Annotated in this window: 13 protein-coding genes; all 13 read right to left on the bottom strand. The window is 71.0% G+C overall.

The window, feature by feature from the left end:
* Positions 1–106: 106 nt before the first annotated feature.
* Complete coding sequence (locus tag ACGFZA_RS00965) at positions 107–499, bottom strand: YccF domain-containing protein (RefSeq protein WP_326738076.1); 393 nt, start codon at positions 497–499, stop codon at positions 107–109.
* Complete coding sequence (gene htpX, locus ACGFZA_RS00960; protein ID WP_385274811.1) at positions 496–1,359, bottom strand: zinc metalloprotease HtpX; 864 nt, start codon at positions 1,357–1,359, stop codon at positions 496–498. Before htpX ends, ACGFZA_RS00965 begins: the two co-directional genes overlap by 4 nt.
* Before the next feature lie 195 nt (positions 1,360–1,554).
* Positions 1,555–2,019 carry a large conductance mechanosensitive channel protein MscL gene (mscL, locus tag ACGFZA_RS00955; protein ID WP_385274814.1) on the bottom strand — a complete coding sequence of 155 codons (465 nt, stop codon included), beginning with the start codon at positions 2,017–2,019 and terminating at the stop codon, positions 1,555–1,557.
* A gap of 114 nt (positions 2,020–2,133) precedes the next feature.
* Positions 2,134–3,693, bottom strand: coding sequence for an NADH-quinone oxidoreductase subunit N (locus ACGFZA_RS00950; RefSeq protein ID WP_393676312.1), 1,560 nt, complete (start codon positions 3,691–3,693; stop codon positions 2,134–2,136).
* Positions 3,690–5,264, bottom strand: a complete 1,575-nt coding sequence (locus ACGFZA_RS00945) for a NuoM family protein (RefSeq protein WP_393676310.1) — start codon at positions 5,262–5,264, stop codon at positions 3,690–3,692. The genes ACGFZA_RS00950 and ACGFZA_RS00945 overlap by 4 nt, the downstream gene beginning before the upstream one ends.
* A gap of 3 nt (positions 5,265–5,267) precedes the next feature.
* Entirely contained in the window at positions 5,268–7,268 is a 2,001-nt protein-coding gene (locus ACGFZA_RS00940; RefSeq protein WP_393676308.1) for an NADH-quinone oxidoreductase subunit L, read from the bottom strand.
* The gene (gene nuoK / locus ACGFZA_RS00935; RefSeq protein ID WP_385274826.1) at positions 7,265–7,684 is read right to left on the bottom strand and encodes an NADH-quinone oxidoreductase subunit NuoK; all 420 of its coding nucleotides are present in this window, start codon (positions 7,682–7,684) and stop codon (positions 7,265–7,267) included. The genes ACGFZA_RS00940 and nuoK overlap by 4 nt, the downstream gene beginning before the upstream one ends.
* Positions 7,684–8,241 carry an NADH-quinone oxidoreductase subunit J gene (locus tag ACGFZA_RS00930; protein WP_393677584.1) on the bottom strand — a complete coding sequence of 186 codons (558 nt, stop codon included), beginning with the start codon at positions 8,239–8,241 and terminating at the stop codon, positions 7,684–7,686. Before ACGFZA_RS00930 ends, nuoK begins: the two co-directional genes overlap by 1 nt.
* Positions 8,242–8,360: 119 nt before the next feature.
* Positions 8,361–8,966 carry a NuoI/complex I 23 kDa subunit family protein gene (locus tag ACGFZA_RS00925; protein WP_385274829.1) on the bottom strand — a complete coding sequence of 202 codons (606 nt, stop codon included), beginning with the start codon at positions 8,964–8,966 and terminating at the stop codon, positions 8,361–8,363.
* Entirely contained in the window at positions 8,966–9,934 is a 969-nt protein-coding gene (locus ACGFZA_RS00920) for an NADH-quinone oxidoreductase subunit H (protein WP_385274831.1), read from the bottom strand. Before ACGFZA_RS00920 ends, ACGFZA_RS00925 begins: the two co-directional genes overlap by 1 nt.
* Complete coding sequence (locus tag ACGFZA_RS00915; RefSeq protein ID WP_393676305.1) at positions 9,931–11,238, bottom strand: NADH-quinone oxidoreductase subunit C; 1,308 nt, start codon at positions 11,236–11,238, stop codon at positions 9,931–9,933. The genes ACGFZA_RS00920 and ACGFZA_RS00915 overlap by 4 nt, the downstream gene beginning before the upstream one ends.
* Entirely contained in the window at positions 11,235–11,993 is a 759-nt protein-coding gene (locus ACGFZA_RS00910; protein ID WP_385274835.1) for an NADH-quinone oxidoreductase subunit B, read from the bottom strand. Before ACGFZA_RS00910 ends, ACGFZA_RS00915 begins: the two co-directional genes overlap by 4 nt.
* A complete protein-coding gene (locus ACGFZA_RS00905; RefSeq protein WP_393677582.1) occupies positions 11,984–12,385 on the bottom strand; it encodes an NADH-quinone oxidoreductase subunit A in 402 nt (133 codons plus the stop codon). Before ACGFZA_RS00905 ends, ACGFZA_RS00910 begins: the two co-directional genes overlap by 10 nt.
* Positions 12,386–12,533: the final 148 nt, after the last annotated feature.

The following is a 12,533-nucleotide window of genomic DNA, read 5'->3' as shown; positions in this document are numbered from 1 at the left end:
CGAACCTACCCGTCACTCGGTCTTGGAATCCAAGACGTTCGAGCCGGTCGGGCGGTTGCGGAGCACCGGGTGTGAACGGGCCGGACTCCGCCCACCGCCCTGTTCGTCACCAGCCGGCGAACTCGTCGTCGGTGGAGACGATCTCCTTGCCGAACGGCATCAGCGAGACCGGGATCAGCTTGAAGTTCGCGATGCCCAGCGGGATGCCGATGATCGTGAGGCACAGGGCGATTCCGGTGGTGATGTGGCCGAGGGCCAGCCACCAGCCCGCGAGGACCAGCCAGAGCACGTTGCCCACGCAGGAGGGCGCGCCCGCGTCCCGGCGGTCGACGACGCGGTGGCCGAAGGGCCAGAGGGCGTAGAGGCCGATCCGGAAGGCCGCGAGGCCGAACGGGATGCCGATGATCGTGATGCACAGCAGGAGTCCCGCGAGCACGTAGCCGAGGAACATCCAGAAGCCGCACAGGACCAGCCAAATGACGTTCAGAATTGTCTTCACGGGCGATGACCTGCCATCTGCTCTAGTCGGGCGATGCGCTCCGCCATCGGCGGGTGGGTCGAGAACATCTTGGACATGCCCTGTCCGGGGCGGAACGGGTTCGCGATCATCATGTGGCTCGCGGTCTCGATCCGGGGCTCGGGGGGCAGCGGGAGCTGTTTGGTGCCGGCGTCCAGCTTCCGCAGGGCGCTGGCCAGGGCCAGCGGGTCGCCGGTCAGCTGGGCGCCCGAGGCGTCCGCCTCGTACTCCCTGGAGCGGCTGACGGCCAATTGGATCACGGATGCGGCGAGCGGGCCCAGGATCATGATCAGCAGCATGCCGAGGATGCCGGGGCCCTCGTCGTCGTTGGAGCGGCCGATCGGGATCAGCCAGGCGAAGTTCACCAGGAACATGACGACGGAGGCGAGCGCTCCGGCGACGGACGAGATCAGGATGTCGCGGTTGTAGACATGGCTGAGCTCGTGGCCGAGGACGCCGCGCAGTTCCCGTTCGTCCAGGATCTGGAGGATGCCGTCGGTGCAGCACACCGCGGCGTTGCGCGGGTTGCGGCCCGTCGCGAAGGCGTTGGGTGCCTGCGTCGGGGAGATGTAGAGCCGCGGCATGGGCTGGCGGGCCGCGGTGGAGAGCTCGCGGACCATGCGGTAGAGCTGGGGCGCCTCGAACTCGCTCACCGGGCGGGCGCGCATGGCGCGCAGCGCCAGCTTGTCGCTGTTCCAGTACGCGTAGGCGTTGGTGCCGACGGCTACGACGAGGGCGACGATCAGGCCCGTACGTCCGAAGAAGCTGCCGATGACGATGATGAGTGCGGACAGGCCCCCGAGGAGTACGGCGGTTCTCAGCCCGTTGTGCCGGCGGTGCACGGTACGCCCTCCAAGTGGTGCAGCAGGGGAACCCTTGCTTGGTGGTGCTCCACTCCCCAGTGGAGCCTCCCGTACTGGTCAACGCCAGGCGAGGAGAGCTAGTTCCCTTGTGCTCACTGCCGCGGGGCCCGGTCCGCTCCGGGTGTGGGCGCCGGAGCGGGCCGTAGGCCGTACGGGTGGAGGCGTGCCCGCGGGTCAGCGCTGGACGGGCAGTTTCGCGAGCGCCAGGGCCTCGGGGTCGGGCTCGACGTCACTGGTGCAGTGGGCGCAGCGGGAGGCGACGGCGGGGATGGCCGTGTAGCAGCGGGGGCAGTCGCGCAGGGCGGCCTTGATGTCGACCTGCTCCTGGTCCTTCTTGGCGGTGAAGCGGTCCTGGACCTTGGCCATGGGCACGACGACGCAGAAGTAGAGGACCGCGGCGGTGATGAGGAAGGCGATCGCGGCGCTGACGAAGAGGCCGTAGGGGAAGGTCACACCGTCGAACTTGAAGTGCGCCTTGCTGAAGTCGCCCGTTCCGCGGGTGATGATGCCGATCAGCGGCACGATGAACGCGTTGCTGAACCCGGTGACGACCGCGGTGAACGCGGCTCCGACGGCGAGGCCGATCGCCATCGAGATCACGTTTCCGCGCAGGATGAAGTCCTTGAACCCGTTCAGCACTGCTTCTGGCTCCTCTGTTGTGATGTGAAGGCTGTCTGCGCCGCGCGCGGGCATGACCCTGCCCTGTACGGGCCGTCGGGGGCAAACCGATCTTGGGCTCGTCCTGCGGCGCCGTCAGAACAGGTTGACGCCGGCGAATCTGAGGACGGTCTGCGGGGCACCCGACAGAGCGATGCCGGCGACGGCGGTGAGGACGATCGCGGCGGTGAGCGGGGCCGGGGTGCGGCGGGGGGTGACGGGCTGCTCCACGCCGTCCTCGGCGGGGCCGCGGAACAGGGCCGCGGTCCACCGGAGGTAGTAGTAGAGCGCGATCACGACGTTCACGGCCATGACGACGGCGAGCCAGCCGAGTCCGGCGTCGACGGCCGAGGAGAAGACCGTGACCTTGGCGAAGAGTCCGATGATGCCCGGCGGCAGTCCGGCCAGGCAGAGCAGGAAGAAGCCCATGGCGAGGGCGGCGAGCGGGCGGGTGGCGTACAGACCTCGGTAGTCGGCGATGCGGTTGCCCGGGTGGGTTCGGGCGACCAGGGCGGCCACCGCGAACGCGCCGAGGTTCACGACCGCGTACATCAGCGCGTACGCGACGGTGGAACCGATCTGCCGGTCCCCGGCGTACGCGGCCGCGGCGATCGGCACCAGGAGGTAGCCGGCCTGGGCGACGGACGACCAGGCGAGCAGGCGTACGGCGCTGCGGGCGCGGGTGGCGCTCTGGCGCAGCGCGGCGACGTTGCCGACGGTCATGGTGAGGGCGGCGAGGACGGCGAGGGCGGGGCCCCAGACGTCCGCGTACGAGGGGAAGGCGACCACGGTCACGAGGATGAGGCCGGAGAAGCCGACTGCCTTGCCGACGACCGAGAGGTAGGCGGCGATCGGCAGGGGGGCGCCGACGTAGGTGTCGGGCACCCAGAAGTGGAAGGGTGCCGCCGCCGTCTTGAAGGCGAAGCCGACGAGGGTGAGGGCGACGCCCGCCTCGGCGAGCGTGGAGAGCTGTCCGGGGACGTCGTCGAGGCGGGCGGCGATCTCCGTGAGGTGGAGGGTGCCGGTGGCCGCGTACACGAAGCTGACGCCGAGGAGCATCACGGCGGTCGCGACGACGGAGGACAGGAAGAACTTCAGCGCGGCTTCGGAGGAGCGCCGGTCGCCGCGCTTGATGCCGACGAGGGCGAAGGCGGGCAGCGAGGCGACTTCGAGCGCGACAACGAGGGTGGCGAGGTCGCGGGAGGCGGGCAGGAGTGCGGCGCCTGCGGCGGAGGACAGCAGCAGGAACCAGAACTCGCCGGCCGGGAGCTTGCGGGTGTCGCCGATGGAGAGCAGCGCGGTGAGCAGGGCGCCGCCGAGCACGAGGGCCTGGATGACCAGGGTGAAGTGGTCGGCGGTGTAGCTGCAGGCGTGTGTGCCGGTGGTGAGGCAGAAGGTGGACCGGTCGCCCTCGTGCAGGGGGATCAGGAGGGCGAGGGCGGCTACGAGTCCGGCGACGGCTCCGTAGCCGAGCAGTGGCTTGCGGGCCGCGGGCACGAAGAGGTCGGCGACCAGGACGACCAGGGCGACGGCCGCGACGGTGACCGGGGGCGCGATCGCGAGCCAGTCGACGGACTGGACGAGGCCGGTGCCGCCCTCGGCCGCGGACTGGACGAGGCTTGCTGCGCCGGTGGCGCTTTCGGCTGCCACGATCACGACTTGCCTCCTGCGAGGAGCTTCTGCACGGCCGGGTCGGTGAGGCCGAGGAGGACGGCGGGCCACAGGCCGGCGAGGACGGTGAGGGCCGCGAGGGGGGTCCAGGCGGCGAATTCGTAGCTCTGCACGTCGGCGATCGGGTGCGGCTCCTCGCGCTTGGCGCCCATGCAGACGCGGCGGACCACGACGAGGAGGTACGCGGCGGTGAGCAGGGTGCCGAACGCGGCGATGGACATGAAGGTGAGGAAGGCGGGGCGGCTCAGTCCCGCGGCGGGGTCGAAGGCTCCGAACAGGGCGAGCATCTCGCCCCAGAATCCGGCGAGCCCGGGCAGGCCCAGGGACGCGACCGCGGCGAACGCGAGAAGGCCGCCGAGGCGGGGCGCGCGGCCGTAGAGGGCGGCGCCGGTCGCTCCGGCGAGGGTGTCGAGGTCGGCGGTGCCGTACCGGTCCTTGACCGCGCCGACCAGGAAGAACAGCAGGCCGGTGATGAGGCCGTGGGCGATGTTGGCGAAGAGCGCGCCGTTGACGCCGGTGGGGGTCATGCTCGCGATGCCGAGGAGGACGAAGCCCATGTGGCCGACGGAGGAGTACGCGATCAGCCGCTTGAGGTCGCCCTTGGCGCCGGGCCGGGCCAGCGCCAGGCAGGCGAGCGAGCCGTAGATGATGCCGGCGACCGCGAAGGCCGCGAGGTAGGGCGCGAAGGTGTGCATGCCGTCGGGGGCGATCGGGAGCAGGATCCGGACGAATCCGTACGTGCCCATCTTCAGCATGACGCCGGCGAGGAGGACCGAGCCGACCGTCGGGGCGGCGGTGTGGGCGTCGGGGAGCCAGCTGTGCAGCGGCCACATCGGGGTCTTCACCGCGAGTCCGACGCCGATCGCGAGAACGGCGACGACCTGCACGGACGAGGTGAGTCCGCGGCCGTTGTCAGTGGCGAGTGCCACCATGTCGAAGGTGCCGCTCTTCAGTCCGATGAGGAGCAGGCCCAGCAGCATGACGACCGAGCCGAGCAGTGTGTAGAGGATGAACTTCCAGGCGGCTGCCTGCTTCTGCGCACCGCCCCAGCGGGCGATGAGGAAGTACATCGGGATGAGCACCATCTCGAACGCCAGGAAGAACAACAGCAGGTCGAGGACGGCGAAGGTCGCGAGGGTGCCGGACTCCAGGACGAGGATCAGTGCGACGAAGGCCTTCGGGGAGGGGCCTTCGGGCATTTTGAAGTAGCTGTAGAGCGCGCAGAGGAAGGTCAGCAGCGCGGTCAGTACGAGAAGGGGGAGCGAGATGCCGTCGATGCCGAGATGGATGCGGACGTCGAGCGCCGGGATCCAGCTGATGTCGGTGGTGGCCTGCATCTTCGACGGATGGTCGTGGTCGAAGCCCAGGGCCAGCACGATCGCCGCGATGAGGATGACGCCGGTGACGGTCACGCCGTGGCGGAGCACGGCCTGGTCAGGGTGCCTGCCCTTCAGCCCGGGCGGGGCCGGGAGCAGGGCCGCGACGGCCCCCAGGAGCGGGGCGACGACGATGAACGCCAGAAGGAACTGCATCACGGATGCGCTGATATCGATCACGGCTCACGACCCGGCGTTGACGTTGGCGAAGACGACGGCGGCGACCGCCAGGACCAGCGAACCGGCGAGCAGTGCGCTGAGGTAGGTCTGCACGTTGCCGGTCTGCGCGCGGCGGACGGCGGTGCCGAGCCAGCGTGCGCCGGTGGCGGAGCCGCGTACGTAGGTCTCGACGACCTCGCGGTCCAGGAAGCGGACGAGGCTCGCCGCGGCCTGGACGGGGCGGACGAACAGGGCCGCGTACAGGGCGTCCAGGTGGAAGCCGGTGGCCGCGTGGCGGTGGAGCGGGCCGAGCAGCAGGCGGCCGGGGTCGGCCGGGTCGGGGGCGTCACCGGCGGTTCCGTAGGCGGCGGTGTGGCTCTCGATGGCCTCGATCTCGACGAGGGCGGGTTCCGCGTCGGGGTGGGCGACGACCGAACCCATGGGGGTGCGGGCGGCGAGCGCCGTGGTGTGGCGCCAGGCCCCGTAGGTGACGAGGCCGCCGACGAGTCCGACGCCGGTGGATAGCACGGCGGTCGTCAGCGAGGGGGTGAGGCTGTGGCCGTCGAACCAGTCGGTGATCACGCCCACGGTGAGTCCGAAGGCCATGGTGGGGACGGCCAGGACCCACAGGACCGAGGTCATGGCGACGGGCTGCCTGCCATGGTCGGGGGCCTCGGCGCCACGGCCGCGGAAGGCGAGGAGCCACAGCCGGGTGGCGTACGCGGCGGTGAGCACGGCGGCCAGGAGGCCGGCGACGAGCACGGTCCAGCCGGCGGCGGCCGGGGCGACGTGCCGGTCACCGAGGGCGGTGTGCTCGGCGGCGACGAGAACGGCTTCCTTGGAGAAGAAGCCGGCGAACGGCGGGATGGCGGCCAGCGCGAGGAGGGCGACCGTCATCGTCCAGTAGGCGTCGGGAATGCGCTTGGCCAGGCCTCCCATGCGGGACATGGCGGCCAGCGAGTTGGTGCCGGCGGCGTGGATGACGACGCCCGCTGCGAGGAAGAGGACGGCTTTGAACGCGCCGTGCGAGATGAGGTGGAAGACGGCGGCGCCGCGGTCCCCGACGGCCAGGGCGCCTGACATGTAGCCGAGCTGGCCGATGGTCGAGTACGCGAGGACGCGCTTGATGTCGTCCTGGGCGAGGGCGGCGAGCCCGGAGCCGATCATCGTGACGGCGGCCATGACCGCGAGGACGACGAGTGCGGCACCGGATTCGGCGAAGACGGGGAGGAGCCGGGCCACGAAGTAGATACCGGCGGCGACCATCGTCGCCGCGTGGATCAGCGCGGAGACGGGGGTGGGGCCGGCCATCGCGTCGGGCAGCCAGGTGTGCAGCGGGAACTGCGCGGACTTGCCCGCGACACCGGCGAGGAGGAGCAGGGCGATCAGGGTGGGGTGGTCGAGGCCGCCGTGGGCGACGGCACCCAGGATGCCCGTGATGCGGAAGGTGCCGGTGTCGGCGGCGAGGGCGAACAGGCCGATGAGGAAGGGGACGTCGCCGAGCTTGGTGACCAGGAAGGCCTTGAGGGAGGCGGCGCGGGCCTCGGGCGTCTCCCAGTAGTGGCCCACCAGGAAGTACGAGCAGATGCCCATGATCTCCCAGCCGACCAGGAGCACCATCAGGTCGCCGGAGTAGACGACGAGCAGCATCGCGGAGGTGAAGAGGGAGACGAGCGCGGCATAGGAGGGGTAGCGGGGGTCGTCGCGCAGGTACGCCGTCGAGTAGATCTGCACACAGCTCGCGACGAGGGCGACCAGGACGGCGACGAGGACGGCGAAGCCGTCGAGGTGCAGCGCGAGGTCGATCGGGACGGAACCGGTGGGGGTGAGCTGCGTCGCGGCGTCGATGGCCGGCCCGCCGCCCTGGCGTGCGGCGACGACCGCGGCGACGACGAGGGCCACGAGGGAGGGCAGCACGGCGAGCGGCCGGACGTAGCCCGGTGCGGTGCGGCCGAGGAGGAGGCCGGCCGCCGCACCCAGGAACGGGAGAAGGGGGACGAGGACGGCGAGCGTCGTGGTGGTCACGCGGTGGCCTCTGCCTTCTTTGCCTTCCCTGCCGGAGCAGTGGCCTGGTCTTCGGGGGCGTCGGCTTCGTTCTCGTCGTCCGGGTCGTCCGGGAGTGCTTCGGCCTCGTCGGTCTCGGCGGTGTCGCGGAGGCGGTCGACGTCGGAGCTGCCGCGGTTGCGGTACACGGCGAGGACGATCGCCAGGCCGATGCCGATCTCCGCCGCCGCGATGGCGATGGTGAACAGGGTGAGGGCCTGGCCGGAGTGCAGGGCGTCGCGGAGCCAGACGTCGAAGGCGACGAGGTTGAGGTTGACGGCGTTGAGCATCAGCTCGACGGACATCAGGACGAGGATCGCGTTGCGGCGGGCGAGCACTCCGTACAGCCCGGTGCAGAAGAGGAGGGCGGCGAGCACGGCGGGATAGGCGAGGTGCATCAGCTCTGGTCCTCTCGGCTCGTGTTCTCTCGGCTCGTGCTCTTCCGTGCCGCGTTGTCCGGGATCGCCTGCTCCCGGCCCTTGCGGGACAGGACGATCGCGCCGACGAGGGCGGCGAGCAGCAGGACGGAGAGCGCTTCGAAGGGCAGCACCCAGTGCCGGAAGAGGAAGGAGCCGGTGGCCTCGGTGGACCCCTGCGCCGGACCGTCCAGATCGATCCAGGTGGTGCGGAAGGCGTCCACGACGACCCAGACGAGGGTCCCCGCCGCGGCTGCGGCGACCGCGAGGGCGACCCAGCGGTTCTCCGAATCCGCGTCCGGGGAGCGGCCGATGGGGGCCCGGGTGAGCATCAGGCCGAACAGGAGGAGGACGACGACGGAACCGACGTAGATCAGTACCTGCACCCAGGCGATGAACTCCGCGGTGAGCAGGAGGTACTCGACGGCGAGACCGCCGAGCGCCACGATCAGCCAGAGGGCGGCGTGCACCAGTTGTCTGGTCGTGACGGTGACGAGGGCCGCGCCGAGGGTGGCGATGCCGACGAGAACGAAGGCGATCTCGACCCCGGTCGGGGAGAGGAAGCCGGGGTGGCTCGCGGCGGCGGCGAGGGCGGAGCCCGGAGTGGCGCCGAAGGCGGCGCCGGGGGTAGCTCCGAGGACGGCGCCGGTGGCGGTGATCACGCCGGTCCCTCCTGATCCGTGGGGTCGGGCGGGGCCGGTGCGGCAGGCGGGGCTGCCTCGGCCGCTGCTTCCTGTTCGCGCTGGGCGCGGAGCTTGTCCGCCGTCTTGCGGGCTGCGGCGATCTCCTTCGGCTCCTCGGCGGACGGGTCGAGCGCCGGAGGCTCCGGAACCGTCCACATCCAGTCGCGCAGTTTGTCGCGCTCATGGGTGAGTTCGAGGATGTCCGTCTCCGCGTACTCGAACTCCGGCGACCAGAAGAGCGCGTCGAACGGGCACACCTCGATGCAGATGCCGCAGTACATGCAGAGGGAGAAGTCGATCGCGAACCGGTCCAGCACGTTGCGGCTGCGCTCGCGGCCGCCCGGGACCGCTGCGGGCACCGTCTCCTTGTGAGAGTCGATGTAGATGCACCAGTCCGGGCACTCGCGTGCGCAGAGCATGCAGACCGTGCAGTTCTCCTCGAACAGCGCGATGACGCCGCGGGAGCGGGGCGGAAGTTCGGGCTGCACGTCCGGGTACTGGGCGGTGACGGTCTTCTTCGTCATTGTCCGCAGGGTGACGGCGAGGCCCTTGGCCAGACCTGAGCCGGGGATCGGGGGCACTAGTTGATCGCCACCTTCACGATGCCGGTGAGCGCGATCTGCGCGAGAGCGAGCGGGATGAGTGTGGTCCAGGCGAGCTTCTGGAGCTGGTCCTCGCGCAGCCGCGGATAGCTCACGCGCAGCCAGATGACGACGAAGGCGAGGATGCCGGTCTTCAGGAGCGTCCAGACCCAGCCGAGTCCGTCGGCACCCAGCGGGCCGTGCCAGCCGCCGAGGAAGAGAACGGTGGTGAGTCCGCACAGCACGACGATGCCCGCGTACTCGGCGAGCAGGAAGAGCGCGAAGCGGAGGCCGGTGTACTCGGTGTACGCGCCGAAGATGATCTCCGAGTCCGCGACCGGCATGTCGAAGGGCGGGCGCTGGAGTTCGGCGAGCCCGGCCACGAAGAAGACCAGGGCACCGACGATCTGCCAGGGCAGCCACCACCACTCGAAGGCGTTGAGGATGCCGGGGAGGGAGACGGTGCCGGCCGCCATCGCCACGGAGGCGGCGGCGAGCAGCATCGGCAGTTCGTACGCGAGCAGCTGCGCTGCGGTACGGAGGCCGCCGAGCAGCGAGAACTTGTTGGCGGATGCCCAGCCCGCCATGAGGGAGCCGAGCACGCCGACCCCCATCACCGCGAGCACGAAGAAGATGCCCGCGTCGACGACCTGGCCGACCGCGCCCTCACTGGGGCCGATCGGGATCGCGACCAGGACGAGGAGGTACGGAAGCAGCGCGACGGCGGGCGCGATCTGGAAGACCCGGCGGTCGGCCTCCGCCGGGACGATGTCTTCCTTCTGCGCGAACTTCACGCCGTCCGCGACGAGCTGGGCCCAGCCGTGGAAGCCGCCGGCGTACATGGGCCCGAGGCGGCCCTGCATGTGGGCCATCACCTTGTGTTCGGCCTGACCCACGACGAGGGGGACGACCATGAACACGGCGAAGACGATGACGAGGCGTAGGGCGACGTCCAGTACGTCGTTCACTCGGGGTCGCCTCCGGCGGGGGTGTTGGGGGGCTGCGGGGACGGAGGGGGCTGGGGGGACGGAGGGGCCTGCGGCGTTTGGGGCGCTTGGGGCGTCTGGCGCGTGTGCTCAGTGGGTGGTTCGGGAGCCGGCTCGGTGGGGGCCGGTTCGGGCGTGGGTTCGCCGGAATCAGCGGTGTCACCGGAGTCGCGGGAATCGCGGGAATCGCGGGAACTGCCGGGCCCAGCGGTCGGCTCGTCGAACGCCGGGCGGGCGTCGTGCCACGGTGCGTCGGATGCCGGGGCCGAGGGTGCACGGGAAGCGGGAGCCGACGCCCCGCCCGTACCCGGCCCGGACTCCGTACCCGGCCCGGACTCCGGACTCGTGCCCGCACTCGGCACGGACCGCGGACCCGAATTCGGTCCAGTCTCCGAACCCGCACCCGGCCCGGGCTCCGTGCCCGCCGCTGTCTGCTGGCTGGCCGAGCCCTGTGACGCGCTGCGGGTGCGGCGCGGGGGCGCGGTTCGGGGCGCCGGCTCCACAGCCGAGGCCGACGGCGCGTCCGGGCCCGTGTCCGGACCCGCGCCCTGAGCCGTGTCGGGTGCGGCCGGAGTTACCGGTGTGGCAGGCGTGGCGTCGCTCGCGCTGCGGGTGCGACGGGCCGGGCGGTCGCCCGCGGGCCTGGCCGCACGCGCCGGGCGGGCGGGGGCCGGCGGGAGCTGGCCCTTCAGGGGGCCCCATTCGTTCGGGTCGGGAACGCCGGGCGGCAGCATCGTGCGGCGCTTCGGGCCGCCGTGTTCCGACTCGCCCGGCTCCTTGGCGCCCGGCCATGCCTTCGCCACGCGCGCCGCGAGGACGAAGTCCTTGCGCAGGGGGTGGCCCTCGAAGCCCTCGGGCAGCAGCAGCGGCACCAGGTGCGGGTGCCCGTCGAAGCCGATGCCGAACATCTCGTGGGTCTCGCGCTCGTGCCACGCGGCACCGGCGTACACGCCGATCGCGGTGGGCAGCACGGCCGCCTCGTACGGAACCGTCGTACGGACCAGCAGCCGCCGGACGCCCCCGCCCTCGGCCGGCAGCGCGGCGACATGGGCGCAGACGCGGAAGCCGGTGCCGGGTTCGTCCACGGCGCTCAGCCAGTCGAAATAGGTGCAGCCGAGCCCGTCGCGCGCCGTTTCGAGGGCGGCGATCCAGGACGCGGCCGGCACATCGACGGTCAGCAGTTCGTACGCCTGCTCCGCTGTGGCGTCCTCGCCGAAGATCTCGGTGACGGCGTCCGGCAGCCGGTCGTACTTGTCGGTGCTCTCTGTGCTCTCGGCGGCGCTCACTTCCGCCCCTCCCCCGACGGACCGGACGGATCCGGCTGACCCGGCTGACCCGGCTGACCCGAAGAACCCGACGGACTCGCCGACTCCTGCGAATCCGACGAACCCCGCGCACCCGACGAACCCGGTGCCGGCGGTGCGGAGACCAGTCCGCTGCGGAGCGCGGCGGTGGAGGGCCGGCCGCCGCCCGTCGCGTAGCGCTCGCCGAGCGACTCGCGCGCGATCTTCTCCTGGAGCTTGAGGATGCCCTGGAGGAGGGCTTCCGGCCGGGGCGGGCAGCCGGGCACGTAGACGTCGACCGGGATGATCTGGTCGACGCCCTTCGTCACGGAGTACGAGTCCCAGTACGGGCCGCCGCAGTTGGAGCAGGCGCCGAAGGAGATGACGTACTTGGGCTCGGGCATCTGCTCGTACAGCCGCTTCACCGCGGGCGCCATCTTGTCCGTCACCGTGCCGGAGACGATCATGAGGTCGGCCTGGCGGGGGCCCGGCGCGAAGGGGATCACACCGAGCCGGATGAAGTCGTGGCGTGCCATCGAGGCGGCGATGAACTCGATGGCGCAGCAGGCGAGTCCGAAGTTGAAGACCCAGAGGCTGTAGCGGCGGCCCCAGTTGAGGACCACCTTCATCGGCTCGGGCGCGAGCCGGGACAGCACGCCCAGGCGCTTCGGCTCCGGGAGGAACGTGGGTACGGGTTCGGCGTCCGCCTCCGGTCCGGGGTGCGGGTGGCCGGAGGACGACTGGCCTGTCACGTCCATTCGAGGACGCCCTTCTTCCATGCGTAGAGCAGTCCCACGGCCAGGAAACCGAGGAAGACGAACATTTCCACCAGCGTCGTCGCGCCGTATCCGGGCGCGGCGAAGACGGTCGCCCACGGGAACAGGAAGATCGAGTCGACGGCGAAGATCACATACAGGAAGGCGTACACGTAGTAGCGGACCTGGGTGTGTGCCCAGCCCTCCCCCACGGGGTCCACGCCGCATTCGTAGGTGAGGAGCTTCTCCGGCGTCGGCACCACGGGACGCAGCAGCCGGCCGGCTCCGAAGGCGACGGCGACGAACAGCACGCCGATCACCGCGAGCAGTCCGACCACCGAGTAGCTGTGGAAGTAGTCCGACGCGAGAACGATCGGTCCCGGCAGGTCCGTCACGTCCGGCAGGTCCGTCACGTCCGGCAGTTCTGCCACGTCCGGCACGTCCGCCCCCTCGCTCCCTCGAAACCCGTCCGACGATCTGTACGCACGGGAGTCTAGGCCCTGTAAAGGAACGGTAAGCAGTTGCGTCGGGCAACTGGTAGGG

Origin of the sequence: Streptomyces sp. NPDC048211 (genome assembly GCF_043202315.1) — a bacterium.
Lineage (GTDB): Bacteria > Actinomycetota > Actinomycetes > Streptomycetales > Streptomycetaceae > Streptomyces.
Note: the sequence above shows the minus strand (reverse complement) of the source record. Positions and strands in the feature narration are given on the sequence as shown.